The sequence below is a fragment of the Tenacibaculum sp. MEBiC06402 genome, assembly GCF_049239625.1.
In the GTDB taxonomy this organism is placed as follows: domain Bacteria; phylum Bacteroidota; class Bacteroidia; order Flavobacteriales; family Flavobacteriaceae; genus Polaribacter.
Map to the genome: position 1 here is coordinate 1 of NZ_JBMKKT010000085.1, position 16,891 is coordinate 16,891.

At 31.0% G+C, this 16,891-nt stretch carries 18 protein-coding genes and 1 tRNA gene; 6 read left to right on the plus strand and 13 right to left on the minus strand.

The genetic code is table 11. The features are described from left to right. The first annotated feature begins 139 nt into the window (after window positions 1–139). Together ACOSP6_RS03780 and rpsT are read left to right on the plus strand one after the other, a co-directional pair. Window positions 140–211: transfer RNA gene (locus tag ACOSP6_RS03780), tRNA-Glu, on the plus strand. Between the two features lie 34 nt (window positions 212–245). Continuing rightward, on the plus strand, window positions 246–497 hold the full coding sequence (gene rpsT / locus ACOSP6_RS03785) for a 30S ribosomal protein S20 (RefSeq protein ID WP_348712449.1): 252 nt from the start codon (window positions 246–248) through the stop codon (window positions 495–497). A 279-nt stretch (window positions 498–776) separates the two neighbouring features. Here rpsT and rodA read toward each other — a convergent pair whose 3' ends face one another. The 13 genes from rodA to ACOSP6_RS03850 form a co-directional block, all read right to left on the minus strand. Continuing rightward, window positions 777–2,054 carry a rod shape-determining protein RodA gene (rodA, locus tag ACOSP6_RS03790; protein ID WP_422094435.1) on the minus strand — a complete coding sequence of 426 codons (1,278 nt, stop codon included), beginning with the start codon at window positions 2,052–2,054 and terminating at the stop codon, window positions 777–779. Further along, a complete protein-coding gene (mrdA, locus tag ACOSP6_RS03795) occupies window positions 2,035–3,915 on the minus strand; it encodes a penicillin-binding protein 2 (protein ID WP_422094436.1) in 1,881 nt (626 codons plus the stop codon). The genes rodA and mrdA overlap by 20 nt, the downstream gene beginning before the upstream one ends. Window positions 3,916–4,416: 501 nt before the next feature. Next, on the minus strand, window positions 4,417–5,259 hold the full coding sequence (gene mreC, locus ACOSP6_RS03800; protein ID WP_422094437.1) for a rod shape-determining protein MreC: 843 nt from the start codon (window positions 5,257–5,259) through the stop codon (window positions 4,417–4,419). Between the two features lie 13 nt (window positions 5,260–5,272). Next, window positions 5,273–6,301, minus strand: a complete 1,029-nt coding sequence (locus ACOSP6_RS03805; RefSeq protein WP_422094438.1) for a rod shape-determining protein — start codon at window positions 6,299–6,301, stop codon at window positions 5,273–5,275. Window positions 6,302–6,380: 79 nt separating this feature from the next. Next, a complete protein-coding gene (gene purH, locus ACOSP6_RS03810) occupies window positions 6,381–7,907 on the minus strand; it encodes a bifunctional phosphoribosylaminoimidazolecarboxamide formyltransferase/IMP cyclohydrolase (protein ID WP_422094439.1) in 1,527 nt (508 codons plus the stop codon). Between the two features lie 348 nt (window positions 7,908–8,255). Then, on the minus strand, window positions 8,256–8,708 hold the full coding sequence (locus ACOSP6_RS03815) for a GAF domain-containing protein (protein WP_422094440.1): 453 nt from the start codon (window positions 8,706–8,708) through the stop codon (window positions 8,256–8,258). A gap of 2 nt (window positions 8,709–8,710) precedes the next feature. After that, on the minus strand, window positions 8,711–9,544 hold the full coding sequence (locus ACOSP6_RS03820; protein ID WP_422094441.1) for a pseudouridine synthase: 834 nt from the start codon (window positions 9,542–9,544) through the stop codon (window positions 8,711–8,713). Between the two features lie 86 nt (window positions 9,545–9,630). Beyond that, window positions 9,631–10,551 carry a geranylgeranylglycerol-phosphate geranylgeranyltransferase gene (locus ACOSP6_RS03825; RefSeq protein ID WP_422094442.1) on the minus strand — a complete coding sequence of 307 codons (921 nt, stop codon included), beginning with the start codon at window positions 10,549–10,551 and terminating at the stop codon, window positions 9,631–9,633. Between the two features lie 2 nt (window positions 10,552–10,553). Next, complete coding sequence (locus tag ACOSP6_RS03830; RefSeq protein WP_422094443.1) at window positions 10,554–11,480, minus strand: mevalonate kinase family protein; 927 nt, start codon at window positions 11,478–11,480, stop codon at window positions 10,554–10,556. 48 nt (window positions 11,481–11,528) lie between these two features. Beyond that, window positions 11,529–12,026, minus strand: coding sequence for a toxin-antitoxin system YwqK family antitoxin (locus ACOSP6_RS03835; protein ID WP_422094444.1), 498 nt, complete (start codon window positions 12,024–12,026; stop codon window positions 11,529–11,531). 19 nt (window positions 12,027–12,045) lie between these two features. Continuing rightward, the gene (locus tag ACOSP6_RS03840; protein ID WP_422094445.1) at window positions 12,046–13,125 is read right to left on the minus strand and encodes a diphosphomevalonate/mevalonate 3,5-bisphosphate decarboxylase family protein; all 1,080 of its coding nucleotides are present in this window, start codon (window positions 13,123–13,125) and stop codon (window positions 12,046–12,048) included. Between the two features lie 32 nt (window positions 13,126–13,157). Further along, complete coding sequence (locus ACOSP6_RS03845) at window positions 13,158–13,865, minus strand: LytR/AlgR family response regulator transcription factor (protein ID WP_422094446.1); 708 nt, start codon at window positions 13,863–13,865, stop codon at window positions 13,158–13,160. Then, window positions 13,858–14,916, minus strand: a complete 1,059-nt coding sequence (locus ACOSP6_RS03850) for a sensor histidine kinase (RefSeq protein ID WP_422094447.1) — start codon at window positions 14,914–14,916, stop codon at window positions 13,858–13,860. The genes ACOSP6_RS03845 and ACOSP6_RS03850 overlap by 8 nt, the downstream gene beginning before the upstream one ends. Window positions 14,917–15,116: 200 nt before the next feature. Here ACOSP6_RS03850 and ACOSP6_RS03855 point away from each other — a divergent pair, with 200 nt between their 5' ends. From ACOSP6_RS03855 to ACOSP6_RS03870, 4 genes are all read left to right on the plus strand, one after another. Then, window positions 15,117–15,488: a MotA/TolQ/ExbB proton channel family protein gene (locus ACOSP6_RS03855; protein WP_422094448.1), complete on the plus strand. Its 372-nt coding sequence runs from the start codon at window positions 15,117–15,119 to the stop codon at window positions 15,486–15,488. Between the two features lie 60 nt (window positions 15,489–15,548). Beyond that, window positions 15,549–15,785: a hypothetical protein gene (locus tag ACOSP6_RS03860; RefSeq protein WP_422094449.1), complete on the plus strand. Its 237-nt coding sequence runs from the start codon at window positions 15,549–15,551 to the stop codon at window positions 15,783–15,785. An 87-nt stretch (window positions 15,786–15,872) separates the two neighbouring features. Next, a complete protein-coding gene (locus tag ACOSP6_RS03865) occupies window positions 15,873–16,490 on the plus strand; it encodes a hypothetical protein (RefSeq protein WP_422094450.1) in 618 nt (205 codons plus the stop codon). Window positions 16,491–16,509: 19 nt separating this feature from the next. Further along, a complete protein-coding gene (locus ACOSP6_RS03870; RefSeq protein WP_422094451.1) occupies window positions 16,510–16,803 on the plus strand; it encodes a hypothetical protein in 294 nt (97 codons plus the stop codon). Window positions 16,804–16,891: the final 88 nt, after the last annotated feature.

A 16,891-nucleotide genomic window follows, 5' to 3' on the forward strand; every position in this document is an offset into this window, starting at 1 on the left:
ACGGGTTCGAATCCCGTACGGAGTACAAAGCTTCGAATTAATTTCGAAGCTTTTTTTATCTGATTTTTAGAAGATAAAATATTGTGAATACAAAAAAATAATTTTATATTTGCACCCGCAATCTTGGAAAAGTTGTACTGCTCCGTTCGTCTAGGGGTTAGGACGCCAGGTTTTCATCCTGGTAACACGGGTTCGAATCCCGTACGGAGTACAAAGTTTTTATAAACATTTAAGAATTTAGTAAAATGGCAAATCATAAGTCAGCAATTAAAAGAATTAGAAGTAACGAAGCGAAGCGCTTAAGAAATAAATATCAGCATAAAACAACTCGTAATGCTGTTAGAAAATTAAGAGCGACTTCAGATAAGAATGAAGCTGTAGGAATGTTACCTAAAGTTGTTTCTATGTTAGATAAATTAGCAAAGAACAACATCATTCACAAAAATAAAGCGGCTAATTTAAAGTCAAAGTTAGCTAAGCACGTAGCAGCTTTATAAGAAAGTTACAAAGAGTTTTAAAGTTAGTTAATAAGAGCGCCTCGATAATATCGAAGTGCTTTTTTTGTTATTGTTATTTTCCTCAGTGATTAAGGAGTTTCATTCATGATTATTTCTTCTAAAATTACATTAGGTTTACTTCAATTTAATTTCGTTTCTAATATCATCTTGCATATAATACATAACCGTGTATTTCGTATTTTGAAGTTGAAATCTCAAAGCCTTTACTTTGTTCGCGTTGGAAGTTGTTTACTTAGTTTTTAGCAATTGTAAATTCGTTTAATAATCGTATTTTTTATGAGCATCCAGTCTGATAAAAATAAAGAGTAATAAGGTAAAACCCCATAAAGAAGATCCTCCGTAGCTAAAAAAGGGTAGTGGTATTCCAATTGTAGGTAAAAGACCTATAACCATTCCGATATTCACAATTACGTGAAAGAAAATAATGGAAACTACACCGTACCCATAAATTCTAGAAAACTTATTGGTTTGTTTTTCGGCTAAAAAGATGATTCGAAACAATAGTATCATAAACAAAATCATGACCAGGGAAGATCCAAAAAATCCCCATTCTTCACCCACAGTACTGAAAATATAATCGGTATCCTGCTCTGGAACAAAATTACCTTGTGTTCTGTCTCCTTGAAGAAATCCTTTACCCCATGGACCTCCAGATTTTATAGTTAATTTAGCTTGATACGTATTGTAACCAATACCGCTATTATCGTTTATTTTACCTAGAAGAATGTCAAATCTATCTTTTTGATGTTGTTCTAAAATATTAGTATAAGTGTATCCAACGGCTGAAATAAATATAGTCGTTATGATATAAGCGATTAATATGACAGGCCAATTAAATCTAATGAACTGTTTGTTTTTATAAGCAACGTATATTAGAATTATAGTTAATAAAATGACGGTTGATATTAAAACTATTTTAGTTCCGAAGTATATGGTAAGTAGAAATAAAACAATAGTGGTGATTCCTAAAATAAAGTATTTAAGTGTTAAACCTTCTCGATTCAGTACAAAGAAAAAAGAAAAATAAATCAAAACAGAACCCATATCAGGCTGAAGTGCTATAAAAAATGCAGGTAAAAATATTATAATAAATGCCTTTATTTGATTTTTGATTAGTTTTAAATTGTATTGACGATCACTCATTAATTTCGCAAGAGCAAGTGCCGTGAAAGCTTTAGAAAATTCAGAAGGTTGAAGTCCAATTCCTCCAAAATTATACCACGACGTAGCTCCGTTTATCTTTTTACCAAAAACTAATACCCCTGCTAAGAGAACAAGTGAGAATATATAGAGTAAACTAGAAAATTGTTCGTAGAACTTTGAGTTTAAGAAAAGAATGATGATTGTTAGTGGAAGAGCTAAACAAATAAAGATCATTTGCTTTCCATATCTCGTAGTAAAGTCAAATATTTCTTTATTTGAATCAGAAGATGAAGCAGCATAAATGTTCATCCACCCAAAAATGACGAGGATAAAATAAATTAAAATTGTCGGCCAATCTAAATTTGCAAATATGTTATTCTTTAATTGTCTCAAGAGAGTCTCTTTTTTCTAATTGTTTATCGTAAGTTTCTTTTAAGCTTAAATTAAGCATCCTATCTTCAATATGCTTCCTTGTTACATCACCAGTTAAGTACTTCTCAATCATTAAACTTGTAATAGGTGCGGCAATAGTTGATCCGAAACCTCCGTTTTCAACGAAAACCGCCATAGCTATCTTAGGATTTTCTTTGGGAGCAAATGCAATTAAAATAGAATGATCAGGAAGTTGAATTTTTTCTCCATTGATTCGGGTAAAATTTTCTACGGTACCAGTTTTTCCACAAATATTAATACCTTTTACTTGACTATATTTTCCTGTTCCAGTTTTAAAAACCTCATGCATTGCCTCTATAACACTTGGGAAATGATTGGCATTGATAGTAGTTGTTTTTTTAGTCACAAATTTTGAATTGTCAATTGGTGAATTATCTATCTTTTTAACAATATGAGGAGTAAAATAGAAGCCTCTATTAGCAATAGCGGCAGTTGCATTGGCTAATTGTATCGGAGTTGTCAAGATTTCTCCCTGTCCGATTGCATTAGAGATATTAGTTGTTGCTCTCCATCCAAAAGAATATCTATCGTCGTAATATTTTGAGTCTGGAACTAAACCTTTATTTCCAACAGGTAAATCATAGCCTAAGTAATTACCTAAACCAAAACTTTTGACTTGAGTACTCCAATTATCGAATCCGGTTTTCGTGTTTTCGGCTTTGTTTATAATTTTACGATAAACTTCTGCAAAGTAACTATTACAAGATCTTGCAATAGCTGTTTTTAGACGAATTGGCCTTCCGTAGATTCCGCAGTGACAGCGCATGAATTCATGTTTTCTTTTTCCGTAACGATATCCACCATAACAATATACAGCTGTTCGCTCATCAATAACATTTTCCTGCAAACCAATTAATCCATTTATAATTTTGAAGGGAGAACCTGGTGAATACACCGCTTGTAAACCTCTGTCAATTGTTGGGTTATTAATGGTGTCTGAAAATAATATTTGAGAGAAAGCACGTCTTTTTCTTCCTACCATCATATTAGGATTATAAGAAGGAGCTGTAACTAAAGCTAAAATTTCACCTGTTCCAGGTTCTAAAACAATAATTCCTCCACGTTTACCTTTCATTAATTGTTCTCCATAACTTTGCAAATCACTATCTATAGTAAGAGTTAAATCTTTACCAGCCATAGCTAAAGTGTCGTAAGCACCATTCTTATATGATCCAGTAATTCTATTTAAATTATCTCGATTAAAATATTTTTTTCCTTTTATACCTCTAAGAATGTCTTCGTAATAATTTTCAATTCCTGATTTTCCAATTAATTCACCATTTTCATAATAATCACTTTCTTTTGCCTGTAATTCATTTACCTCACCAAGGAAGCCTAAAATATTTGCTGCAGAATTAATTGGGTAATCTCGAATAATACGTCGTTGGATATAAAAGCCTTTAAACTTGTGTAGTTTTTCTTGCAGATAAGCGAAATCTTCTTTAGCTACTTGTTTTAGAAATACAGAAGGAAGCCATCGGGCATAATTTTCAGCTTTTTTAAATCGCTTGATATAATCTTCTTTAGATATTTTTAATAGTTTACAAAACTGAATAGTGTCAATGCTTTTAACTTCCTTGGGAATTACCATTACGTCGTAGGATAGCTGATTTGCTACTAATAGTTTGCCATTTCTATCGTAAATGTATCCTCTTTGTGGATAATCATACTCTACTTTTACTGTAGCACTGTTTATCGGATTAACAGTTCCTCCTTCAATAACCTGTAATTGAAATAACCTACCAATGTAAATTATTCCAATCAATAAAATTAATATGATTAAAAGCGCGCTTCTTTTCACGTTTATTACTTTCTGCTTAAAATAAAACTACCTAAAAAATAAATTAGTAACGTAAATATCCCCGATAGAATTGTATTGGTTAGTACATAAAAAAAGTTTTGAAAACTAAAGTTAAGTAAACTAAATAACAAAAAGTGATGAATGAAAGTTAAAATGACAACAAAATTAAAGACCTTTCCAAAAGATTCCTGTTTCAAATTAAAAAATTCGTAATCTAATTCGGTCTTTTGAAAGACGGTTCTAAAAAAATAAGGGCGTAGATAAGTAATAAAGGTTGTGGCAAAGGCATGAACACCTCCAGAGTCAGAAAACATATCTACAAATAAGCCAAGTAAAAATGCTATGCTTAAGACAGGAAACCTATTTTTTTTAAAAGGATATATAAATATAAATGCAATATAGATATACGGATTTATTTTATTGAATAATAAAACATTGTTTAGAACTAATCCTTGAATAAGTATTAGACCTATAAAAACAAATAGTAAATAAAATGACCTTCTACTCATCTCTTAATTGTTCTAATTCCTTTATTTCTTCTTTATGGTAGTTGTTAATAATATATACATTTCTTAAACTAGTCATATCATTAAACAATTCAACTTCTATAATATTACTGGTTTGCCTTTGATCCGTATTTTTAATATATCCAACTAATATTCCTTCTGGAAATATGGCAGATCTTCCACTTGTTACAATAGTATCTCCAATAGATATTGTTGCTTGTCTTGGAATATCATTCAATTGTACTATTTGGAAATCTTTAGCGTTCCAGCTCAAAGAACCATAATAATATTTTCCGTTGATGTCCTTGTTTTTTAGTCGAACACTTAGCTCGTTGTTTCTGTTTAAAATAGATCTTACTCGGGCATAAGAATTACTCACTGCATCTGTAACTCCAATTACACCAAGATCATTTACAACAGCCATTTCAGAGGAAACGCCATGACTTCTACCTCGATTAACACTAAGGTAATTATAAGCTTTGTGATACTCGTTTTTTGTAATTATACCGTCAATATATTTGTATTGCTGTTGGTATTCAACAGAGTCGATATGACTGTATGTCTTGGCGGTATCAATTTTAGAATGTAAGTAGGCGATTTTATTTTTTAATCGGAGATTTTCTTCTATAAGAGCCTTGTTTTCTTTTTTTAGATTTAAGTAATCTGTTATTGATTTTCGCTTTTCAAAAATACCACCGGTAATACTATTTGCAGAACTAATAAACTTGCTTCTATGATAACTATGATTGTTCACGGTTAGAAGCAGAGAAATAAATAACAGCAGCAAAAAATATAGGGCATACCTATACCTCTGTATGAAATAAATTAACTGCTGCATAAAGTGAAATTAATTATTTAACTAAAACACTCTTAAATCTGTCAAGGTTTTTAAGAGCTATTCCTGTACCTCTTACAACTGCTCTTAACGGGTCTTCGGCTACATAAACAGGTAAATCTGTTTTACGAGAAAGTCGTTTGTCTAATCCACGAAGCATTGATCCTCCACCGGCTAAGTAAATCCCAGTATTATAAATATCTGCAGCTAATTCTGGCGGAGTTTTAGATAATGTTTCCATAACTGCGTCTTCAATCCTTAAAATCGATTTATCTAAAGCTTTAGCCATTTCTCGGTAAGAAACTTGAACCTGTTTCGGTTTACCACTTAATAAATCTCTTCCTTGAACCATCATATCTTCTGGAGCATCTTCAAGATCTTCGGTAGCCGCACCAATTTGGATTTTCATTTTTTCAGCTGTAGTTTCCCCAACATAAAGGTTATGTTGAGTTCTCATGTAGTACATAATATCACTTGTAAATAAATCACCTGCTACTTTTACAGATTGATCACAAACAATACCAGCTAACGCAATTACGGCGATTTCTGTTGTACCACCACCTATATCGATAATCATGTTACCTTTTGGTTCCATGATATCAACACCTACACCAATAGCAGCAGCCATTGGTTCGTAGATGAGATAAATATCTTTTGCATTCATGTGACGAGCAGAATCAATTACTGCACGTTTTTCTACTTCAGTAATTCCTGATGGAATACAGATTACCATTCTTAATGAAGGAGGGAAGATTTTTTTTCTGATAGAAGGAATTTGTTTTACAAACTCTTTTATCATTTCTTCTGATGCTTGGAAATCAGCAATTACTCCATCTTTTAATGGGCGAATGGTTTTTATATTTTCATGAGTTTTACCTTGCATTTTGCGAGCTTCCTTTCCAGTTGCTATAATTTTGCCAGACATTCTATCTCTGGCAACAATGGAAGGGCTATCGATTACAACTTTACCGTCATGTATAATCAATGTGTTCGCAGTTCCTAAATCGATTGCGATTTCCTCAGTCAAGAAATCAAAAAAGCCCATAAAAAATATTTAAAATGTGATTCAACAATGTATTCTCACAAATCTAACAAAAAAAATTAAAGAAAAGACGCCTTAATCCTTAATGTTTAAAGTGTCTTGTTCCCGTGAATACCATTGAGATGTTATTATTATTACAATAATCGATGCTTAATTCATCTTTTATTGATCCTCCTGGTTGTATAACACTCTTAATTCCAGCATTGTCTGCTATCTCAACACAATCAGGGAAAGGGAAAAATGCATCACTGGCCATAACAGCTTCGTCTAAATCAAAATTAAAACTTTTCGCTTTTTCAATTGCCTGTCTTAATGCGTCTACACGACTTGTTTGCCCAGTTCCACTAGCGCATAATTGCTTGTTTTTAGCTAAAACAATTGTATTTGATTTTGTATGCTTACAAATTTTCGAAGCAAAAAGTAGATCTTCAATTTGCTCTTCGCTTGGTTTTGTATTTGTTGGATAAGATAAATCTTCAATTTTATCCGTCTTATTGTCTTTATCTTGAACTAACACTCCGTTTAAAGCAGTTCTTACTGTTTGTGCAGGTAAACTAACTTCTTTCTGAACTAATAAGATTCTATTCTTTTTGCCTTTTAAAATTTCTAAAGCATCTTCGTCAAAAGAAGGAGCGATTACAACTTCGCAGAATAATTTATGAATTTCTTCCGCTGTTGCTTTATCGATAGTTACATTGGTGATTAAAATTCCTCCAAATGCAGAAACTGGATCACCAGCTAATGCGTCAACGTAAGCCTGATAAACACTCTCTCTTTGTGCAAAACCGCAAGCGTTGTTATGCTTTAAAATAGCAAATGTTGGAGCTTCACCTTGAAATTCGTTAATTAAATTAACTGCAGCATCTACATCTAATAAATTGTTGTAGCTTAATTCTTTACCATGTAATTTGTCAAACATCGCATCCAAATCCCCGAAGAAATATCCTTTTTGATGTGGGTTTTCTCCGTAACGAAGTGTTTTTGAATTTGTTTCGCTGGCTTTATACGCTACTTCATCTTCATTAAAATAATTGAAAATCGCAGTATCATAATGTGATGAAATATTGAAAGCTTTTGCTGCTAACTTTTTTCTATCAGAAATAGTAGTTTGTCCGTTGTTTTCTGAGATTAAATTTAAGAACTCATCATATTGTTCCATTGAAGAAACAATACAAGTGTCTTTAAAGTTTTTAGCAGCTGCTCTGATTAACGAAATTCCACCGATGTCGATTTTCTCAATAATATCTTGTTCTGGTGCTCCAGAAGCAACTGTTTTTTCAAACGGATATAAATCAACTATAACTAAATCGATTTGAGGAATATTATATTCTTCTAATTGAGCAACATCTCCTTCGTTTTCTTGACGATTTAAAATTCCTCCGAAAACTTTTGGGTGAAGTGTTTTAACTCTTCCTCCTAAAATAGATGGATAATCCGTAACTGATTCTACAGGAACTACATCAATTCCTAAATCTTTAATGAATTTTTCGGTACCTCCAGTTGAATAGATAGTAACGTTTAAGTCATTTAATTTTTTTACAATTGGCTCTAAACCATCTTTGTGAAAAACTGAAATAAGTGCTGATTGAATTTTTTTTGCGTTGCTCATTGTGTTGTGTTGTTATTGAGCGTGCAAAAATACTAAAAGTATGATTGTCTTCAACGTTTTAAGGAAGGTTAGTCATAAAAAAAATCGGAAAAACTTGTTGATAACTTTCAGTTTTTCCGATTTAAATGCTTTTATTGACTTTTTATTCTGCGTTTTCTAGGAAATCTCGAACCCAAAGAGCTAATTTTTCCAGTAAAGTCAACTTGTCGGCTTGACCTTTCGTAGCCAAACCTTCATAATTAGGGATGTGTTTACTCATCTTTAGGGGAATTAATGATTAGTAAAATTGTTAATAACTTTTACGAAAATATGGAAAAAAACTTAATTTCCAAGTATTTACACATCTTTTTATAAAAAAACTGTGATTTCTTTACATATGTATTCTAAAAGTTCTTCATCTTCTTTTGAAAATGGATTCAAAGTGTGAGAATCTATATCGATTTGTCCGATATTTTCTCCATTGATAAAAATTGGAATTACAATCTCAGATTTTACTTTCCATCCACAAGAAATGTAATTATCTTGTTCAGAAACATCTTGAACAACAAAGTTCTCATTACTAACAGCAACTTGCCCGCAAATTCCTTTTCCAAATGGAATAATCGTGTGTTCAGTTTCTTCACCAGCATATTGAGCAAGTTTTAATTCTTCTTTATCTCCATTTTTGAAATAAAAACCGACCCAATCATAATAAGATATTTCAGATTTTAAATAATCACAAATCTCTTGTAATTTTTCTTCTTTAGTGCTTTCCGAAGCTACTATTAAATCAATTTTAGATTTTAAGTTTTCTATAACCAATTTTAAAGCATTTTTAAATTATTAATTTCTTGTTGAGTTAATTCTCTGTATCGTCCTCTTGGTAAATTCTTTTTTGTTAAACCAGCAAAAATCACACGGTCTAATTTTGTAACATGATAACCGAAATGTTCGAAAATCTTCCTTACGATTCTATTTCTTCCAGAATGAATTTCAATTCCTACCTCTGTTTTCTTTTCACCTTCTACATAAGAAACAGCATCAATAAATACTCTTCTTCCCTCGATAACGACATCTCCTCTTAGTTTGTCTAAATCAGCCAAACTTAATTTTTTGTCCAACGATGCGTGATACAACTTTCTTACGTTGTGTTTTGGGTGTGTTAGTTTTTTAGCCAGCTCACCGTCGTTTGTAAATAATAACAAACCAGTAGTATTTCTATCTAATCGACCTACAGGATAAATACGTTCTTTTGTCGCATTACCTACCAATTCCATTACAGTTTTTCTTCCTCTATCATCCTCCATAGTGGTGATGTAATTTTTTGGCTTATTCAAAAGTATATATCTCTTTTGTTCTTGAGAAATTAATGAGCCATCAAAACGAACTTCGTCTCCAGGTTGCACTTTATACCCCATTTCAGTAACAAGATTACCATTCACTGTAACACTCCCGTGTTCAATATAAGTATCTGCCTCTCTTCTAGAACAGATTCCAGCATTAGCAATATACTTGTTTAAACGGATTCCAGTTTCTTCGTTACTTTTGTTAGTGTTCGAAGAGTTTTTCGTATTCTTTCTTGTATTGAATGTTTTTTTATTGCGAGGATTGCTGTTTTTTCCAGCTTGTCGTCCTCTCGACGAGTTATTTTTATTCATTTTATGAAAAATTTTGAGGCCGCAAATGTAATTCAAATATTTGGTTTTCAGTTGAAAAACTCGTGAAAAAATATCTTAAATATTTGTTATTTTATTTGGTCAATAATCTTATCTAAAAGTAATGATTTATCTATCAATAATAAACTAAAAACTCCAATTAGTAATAAGATTTTTAAGATGTTATGAATAAGTTGGTATTGAGTTTTTTGCGTTGCATTAAAAATATAAACACCTATAAAAACCAAAATAGCACAGGCTAGGTAAAAGTAATATTTCATATAGGATATTCCTCGGTAACTAAAAAGAAGTATTGTAGGGATAAATGTAAGAGAAACGAGGAAAATAATAAGTTGTTTGGTTCTTTTTTCGCCATAAGCAACTGGGAACGTTTTGTAATTGTTAACTAGGGCTCCTTTTATGTTTTCTAAATCCTTGATTAGTTCTCGTATCATAATTACAAGAAATAGAAATATTGCATGTATGAAAATAATGGTAGAAAAGTTTTTGAAGTGAACAAATACAACAAAGAAAGGAAGTATCGTAAGTATTGTTGCGGATATTAACCCAATCAAAGGAAACTTTTTTAATTTGTGAGAGTACAGCCATATACCAAAAATGTACATTGCAAAGAATAAGGCTGCTCTCCAAGAAACCAACCATCCAAAGCAAAATCCTATGAAATTAAGCAAAAAGTAGAGCGATAGTTTGGTTTCTTGTTTAATTTGTGAGTCTAATCCACTTTTTAAAGGTCTGTTAATTCGGTCGGCTTTTACATCATAAAAATTATTGATGATATATCCAGATGCAACCACGCAAACTGTTGCAAGTACCAAATACAATAGATGCCAGTCTAAGAGTATTGGAAAAAGAGTTTTTTGATTTGAAAAAATGAAAATAGCAGCTAAATATTGAGCTGCTACTAATACTAAAATATTATAACCTCTTACTACAGAAAATAAGCTTAGAAACTTTAAAGCTAGTTTATTGTTTGAGGAAAAAAAACGCATAGTTAAAATCGATACACAATCTCTAATTTATAGTTTTTTAAACTTTGTTTTGCTTTTTCAAAGTCTTCGGCAAATCCAAGGATATATCCACCACCACCAGATCCGCAAAGTTTTAAGTAGTAATCATTAGTTTGTATTCCGTTTTCCCAAACTTTGTGAAAAGCATTAGGAATCATTGGTTTAAAATTAGCTAAAACTACTTTTGAAAGTTTTTTTACATTACCGAATAATGAAGTAACATTTCCTTTTAGAAAATCTTCGATACAAGCATCGGTATATGTAGCGAATTCTTCACTCAACATTTTACGGAAACCTTCATTTTTCATCTTGTTCATGAAGATATTTACCATAGGTTCAGTTTCACCTACTTGCTCTGAATCCAATAAGAAAACAGCACCTTTTCCTTCTTTTTGTGATGGAATTCCAGTAGCTTCAATATTTTCTTTTGAATTGATTAAAATTGGTATGCTTAGGTATGAGTTAAGAGGATCTAAACCAGAGCTTTTTCCATGAAAGAAAGATTCCATCATCGAAAAAATCTCTTTTAATTTGATAAGCTTATCTCTTGTTAAGTTTTCTAAAACTGTGATTTTATCATTGGCGTATTTATCGTAGATCGATGCAACTAAAGCACCTGAACTTCCTACACCATATCCTTGAGGAATCGAAGAATCGAAATACATTCCAGAAGAAATGTCTTCTTTGAAACTTTCTAAATCAAATGAAACTAAATCAGAATTTGAATTATTTAAATAACTGTAAAATGATTTTAAATTCTCGTTAGATTTTTTAGCTTCTCCACTTAAGTTTTGAGCTGATTTTAAAGCTCCTTTATAAGAGTTAAAAGGGATTGCTAAACCTTTAGAATCTTTAATGATTCCGTACTCGCCAAAAAGTAAAATTTTAGCATAAAAAAGAGGTCCTTTCATCTATTTTTCAAGTTTGTAAAACAAAGATAAGTATAATTTGCTAATTACTTAATATTCATTTTTATAAAACGTTTTCCAAATTCCAACCTTTTCATTGTCTTTGTACTTTCCTTTGGTTTGAATTTTTCCGTTTTTATAAAATGTTTTCCAAACGCCCTGACGTTTTCCATCTTTATAGCGTCCTTGTTGTTTTAACTCACCTGTTTCATAAAAAACTTTTCGTACACCCTCTAACTTACCATTTTTGTAATTTGCTTTGTGATAAGCTTTTCCGTTTTGATGATAGTAAGTAACTAATCCGTCAAATTGTTCTTTATTAGGTTCGTTAACGGTGCTGTAACCTTCCATTTGGATTTGTCCATTTTTGTAGTAATCAACAATCCAATACCCACTTTTCACCTTTTTAGGTTGAGGTCTGTAATACGTACTTTTTTCTTTTGTAGTCTCTTGCCAATTCTCATCAAACCAAATGGTCTTCTGAGCAAAACCTGATGTTGCAATAAATACGATAAAGAAAAAGGTTAAAAATTTTGTAACTTTTTTCATGATTTAGGGGAGTATTAGGTTATAAATATTTAGCACCTAAACTGGTACTATCACAAATATAATGATTTTTTTGGCAATAGTTTTTTAACCTGTTGTCTATGAGTTTTTTAATGTTTTCCTTTTCTTGTTCTGGATATAGTAAGTGGACATTAGCGCCTGCGTCTAACGTAAAACAAACATTGCTATTGTTTTCTTGTCTATATTTCCAAATTTCATTGATAATATTTAACGTATTAGGCTTCATTAAGATGAAGTAGGGATTGCTCGTAAGCATCATTGCATGAAGAGTTAAAGCTTCGCTCTCAACTAGATTAATAAATTCCTTAATATCTCCAGTTTGTAAAATTTTTGAAAGCTTTCCTAAATTGTCATTTGCCTGTTTGAATCTGTTTTCAGCATACGGGTGATTATGCATAAGATTATGACCGACTGTACTCGAAACTTGTTTTTCTCCTTTATCAACTAACAAAATAGTATCCTGATAGTTGTGGAAAATTTTATGAACATGATATGGAAATTTAACACCGAATAAATCTGAACTTCCTTCTATTTCTGGGTGATCTCCCCAAACAACTAGTGGTCCTTCGATACTTCTACTAGCGCTTCCGGAACCAAGTCTAGCTAGAAAAGATGCTTTTTGATTAAAATAATCTTCCGTCATCTTTGGATTTAATTCCTTTTCCAAACTTAATAAACACATAGCAATAGCACTCATACCACTTGCAGAAGACGCAATTCCGCTACTATGAGGAAAAGAGTTTTCTGAACTTATAATCATTTCATATTCAAAAATGTAAGAGCAGTATTCTTTAATTCGTTCAAAAAATTTAGCGATTTTTGGTTTAAAGTCGTCTTTCTTTTTTCCTTCAAAGTATAGCTCAAATTTAGGTTTGTTGCTCTTTTCAACTCGTCTAAATTCTATTTTAGTTGTAGTATGACATTTGTTTAAGGTAAAACTTATAGATGCATTTTTCGGTAATTGAGGCTCACTTTTTCCCCAATATTTTACCAATGCAATATTACTTGGTGTTTGCCACGTATGGCTTGTTTTTTCAATATTATCTGTATTTCCCTTAAAAGTAAAGTCTGTATTATTCAAAATCCAAATTTTTTGCTAAGATAGAGCTTAGCTTACATTTCCGCTAATTTTTGAAGTACAGTTTCCTTATAACTTCTGCTAATAGGTAACGCCTTATTCGAAACTTCAATAAATTCATTTGTGTAAGACTGAATTTTATCGATAGAAATAACGTAAGACCGATGAATTCTTAGAAACCTATGGGTAGGAAGTTTTACGTAAATATTACTAATAGTTTCCCGTGTTACTAATACTTGATTTTCAAGGTGAATTTTAATATAATCACTCAAACTTTCAATATATAGGATGTCGTTAAAAGATACTTTTATCATTTTTCGATCCGACCGAATAAATAAAAAATCACTCTTTACTTCGTAGTTTAATGTGTCCTTTATGGAAGTTGCTTTCTTCGGTATTTTTTCTATTGCTTGCAAAAATCTATCAAAAGCTATTGGTTTTAATAAATAATCAATAACATTCAAGTTAAATCCATCAATAGCATAATCTCTGTAAGCGGTTGTGAAAATTATGTGTGCTTTTTTATTAATGATCTTTGCTAGGCTTAATCCATTAATATCGGGCATATTTATATCTAAAAAGTAAATATCAACTTCTTCTTTTTGTTGAAAATTAAGAGCTTCAACTGCATCCGGAAAACTACCAATTAATTTTAGATTGGGAGTTTTATTAATGAAGCTCTCTATAATTTCTCTTGCTATAGGTTCATCATCAACAACAACACATTTATAAGTTTCAATCATTTTGAATAGGGATTTTTAGAAAGGATGAAAATTGATTGGTTTCTTCGGATATTGTTAAGATATAGTCATCTTCAAATAGTTTTTCTAAGCGTTCTTTTATGTTTGTTAAACCTATGCCTTTATTCTCGAGTTCTTTAGGTTTTGTAGAGTTTTTACATGTAAAGAATAAATAGTTGTTCTTTACTTCAATGCTTAAAGAAATGGATAAAACTCCATTTACTCTTGTTCCATGTTTGAATGCATTTTCAACAAAAGGAAGCAAAAGCATTGGAGGGATCATTAAGTTATTTTGGTTCTTAGAATGATTAAATTCGATATCAAGTTGATTGCTAAATCGTATTTTTTCTAAGGTAATATAGTTTTTAATATGTTGAATTTCATCTTCTAGTAAAACAAGTGGTTTGTTTACTTGATATAAAATATAATCTAATAAACCGGAGAGTTTTAAAATTACTTCAGGTGTTTTTTCAGATTTTTTAAGGGCGAATCCATATAATGTATTAAGGGTGTTGAATAGAAAATGTGGATGAATTTGCATTTTAAGATATTTCAACTCTTGCTCTTTTAATTGAAGTTGAGTAGCCAAAAATTTATTTTTTAAATCTTCACTTTTTAAGGATGCCTTATAGTTGTTTATTAATAAACCTAATACGATTACTAAAAGTGTAACAAAGTAAACTCCAAAAATAATGTATGGGACGGTTTTAGTTAAAGGATTCGTCTCTTCAATGACTAATTTATGTGACAATACCATTCCGTAGAATATGGAAAGCGCAATAAAAAAGAAGGATATGATGAATGTATAAATAGAATATACTCCAAATTGAAAATGTTTTTTAACAAGAAGATATTTCGGAATTAAGAAATAGAAAAAAAAGTATCCTAAAGCCATGGTTATTGGCATTAAGTAAAAGGCAAACCTATTTATATAAGCAGTGTTTGTACTTCCGTACCCAAGATAATACGTGAAAAAGAAATACACACCAATCCAGAATAATAGATGAACAATTATACTGACAAACTCTTTAAAATATTTTTTTGCAAATTTCACTGGTGCAATATTATATTTTTTACATCAATATAATAATAGTTGCGACGAAATTCAGAAAAACATAGGGTTTCGACGTATTTACCAAAACTCTCATTAAACATGTCGAGTTTATAATTAGATTTGTCATTCATCGAAATGAAAATAATCAGTCGTGTGTCGCTCATACTTTTGGAGCATATTAATTTTAAAAACACAATACTATGAACTTTTTAATTTTAGGAGAACTTTTCAAAAGAATGAATGAAGGAGGTCCAATTTTTATGTATCCAATTTTTTTAATGCTTTTAACCTGTATCGGTCTTGGAGTGATGGCTTTGAAAAAAGAAGATGAGCAAGGTAAACTTAAAGAGTTGTTAAGTCATATTAGTTTATTTGCTTTGGTTTGGGGATTCTTAGGAATGATGATAGGTTTAATCGGTGCTTTTGATGCAATGTCGGATGCTAGTAAAAATATTGCAACACCAATGCTTGCAGGAGGTTTAAAAATCGGATTACTATCTCCTTCGTTTGGAATGTTTGCTTTTTTAGTGGGAAGATTGTTTATAATAGGATTAGCGGTAAAGAAAAAATAACTTACTGTCAAAGTATATTATGTTTACCCAATTCAAGAATGAATTGGGTATTTTTGTGCTATGGAACGAAAGATAAAATTAATTTGGGATTTTAAAGGTCCCGATGCATTCGAAACTGCAAAGCATCATTGTGTTCACCTTAAAGAGTTTGCTCAGCTAGAAAACCTTAGTTATCATGACGTGGATTTTACTCAGTTAAATGAAATGTTTACCATTGCTTTTATTACTGTAGATGAGTCCAAAATGAAAATATTTAGAGATGCGTTGAAGCCACATAGAGGAGAATTAGCAGATTAGTTTTGTCTTATTTTAACTTTTGCGAAATACAAAAAGGTTTATTTAAATTAAAATATTGTATTTTGTATTATATTGAAACAAAATAATATGTCCAGCAGAGTAGTTTTACTTTTAATATTTGTCTCTTTAGCTGGTTTTGCCCAGCATAACTTTTCAACGTATAGTGCTCATAAATCTGTAGTGAAATCAATTCGTGTGAGTGATGATATTATAGAAGGTAGAACCGCTTTTTTTGAAAAGCAAGCGGATGAAAAACCATTAATGTTTCAAAAAACTAGAGTTCGAATAGCTGAACTTAATAGATTGTCAAATAACTTATCTAAATTTATTATAAAAACTCAAAAGGAAGTTAATTCTGAACGAGTGTTGTATGATCTATTAGATGAAGATTATTACAAGAATATTTTATTTAAAAGTAACGGAAATTTAACTCGAGCTGGACGTCAGTTGAAGGTAAAAATTGATAGCTTGTACACAATATCTGTTAGAGTGAATGTTCATAAACTGTCGCAATTAGAAAATTTTTATGAGGATCATTTCAAAACTAATGGCGAGTATTATGATCACGACGGAAATCAAATTTCTTATTTCGAACAATTGTTTTATGATAAATCAAACTACGGAATTATGATGTCTTTAAATTATTTATTGTTAGATGTCAAAACATATCAATTGCTTTACTACGGTACGGTTATGAGTTATTAACAAACTAAAATTAACAATTATGTATTTAATTAATTTACACGCAAAGCCTAAAAAAGGAACGGAATATTATGATAAAGTTGTAGGGGCTTTCGTAAGTGTTTATATAGACTATGCTGATGCCGAAGGGGCAATTCAGTTGGCAAAATATTACACAGAAGAAGAAGGATGGAAAGTTGAATCGGTTGATGATGAATTTTTTGAAATTGATGATGAGACGGAATTAGACAAAGAAAACCGTGAATTTTATGACGAAGCTAAAGAGTATGGTTACACCATGATATTTAATGGTTACGAATCTGATGAAGAAGAGTGATTTTTAGTATTCAGTCTAAAGTCTAAAGTCTAAAGTCTAAAGTCTAAAGTCTAAAGTTAGATTTTATTTTAAAGGGGTAAAGAAGATT

What these genes read in the sequence shown, in the direction of transcription:
- ACOSP6_RS03865 (WP_422094450.1), top strand. Translation starts at nt 15,873, where the DNA reads ATGTCCAGCAGAGTAGTTTTACTTTTAATATTTGTCTCTTTAGCTGGT.
- rpsT (WP_348712449.1), top strand. Translation starts at nt 246, where the DNA reads ATGGCAAATCATAAGTCAGCAATTAAAAGAATTAGAAGTAACGAAGCG.
- ACOSP6_RS03825 (WP_422094442.1), bottom strand. Translation starts at nt 10,551, where the DNA reads ATGCGTTTTTTTTCCTCAAACAATAAACTAGCTTTAAAGTTTCTAAGC.
- purH (WP_422094439.1), bottom strand. Translation starts at nt 7,907, where the DNA reads ATGAGCAACGCAAAAAAAATTCAATCAGCACTTATTTCAGTTTTTCAC.
- ACOSP6_RS03855 (WP_422094448.1), top strand. Translation starts at nt 15,117, where the DNA reads ATGAACTTTTTAATTTTAGGAGAACTTTTCAAAAGAATGAATGAAGGA.
- ACOSP6_RS03860 (WP_422094449.1), top strand. Translation starts at nt 15,549, where the DNA reads ATGGAACGAAAGATAAAATTAATTTGGGATTTTAAAGGTCCCGATGCA.
- ACOSP6_RS03830 (WP_422094443.1), bottom strand. Translation starts at nt 11,480, where the DNA reads ATGAAAGGACCTCTTTTTTATGCTAAAATTTTACTTTTTGGCGAGTAC.
- ACOSP6_RS03820 (WP_422094441.1), bottom strand. Translation starts at nt 9,544, where the DNA reads ATGAATAAAAATAACTCGTCGAGAGGACGACAAGCTGGAAAAAACAGC.
- ACOSP6_RS03845 (WP_422094446.1), bottom strand. Translation starts at nt 13,865, where the DNA reads ATGATTGAAACTTATAAATGTGTTGTTGTTGATGATGAACCTATAGCA.
- mreC (WP_422094437.1), bottom strand. Translation starts at nt 5,259, where the DNA reads ATGCAGCAGTTAATTTATTTCATACAGAGGTATAGGTATGCCCTATAT.
- ACOSP6_RS03870 (WP_422094451.1), top strand. Translation starts at nt 16,510, where the DNA reads ATGTATTTAATTAATTTACACGCAAAGCCTAAAAAAGGAACGGAATAT.
- ACOSP6_RS03805 (WP_422094438.1), bottom strand. Translation starts at nt 6,301, where the DNA reads ATGGGCTTTTTTGATTTCTTGACTGAGGAAATCGCAATCGATTTAGGA.
- ACOSP6_RS03835 (WP_422094444.1), bottom strand. Translation starts at nt 12,026, where the DNA reads ATGAAAAAAGTTACAAAATTTTTAACCTTTTTCTTTATCGTATTTATT.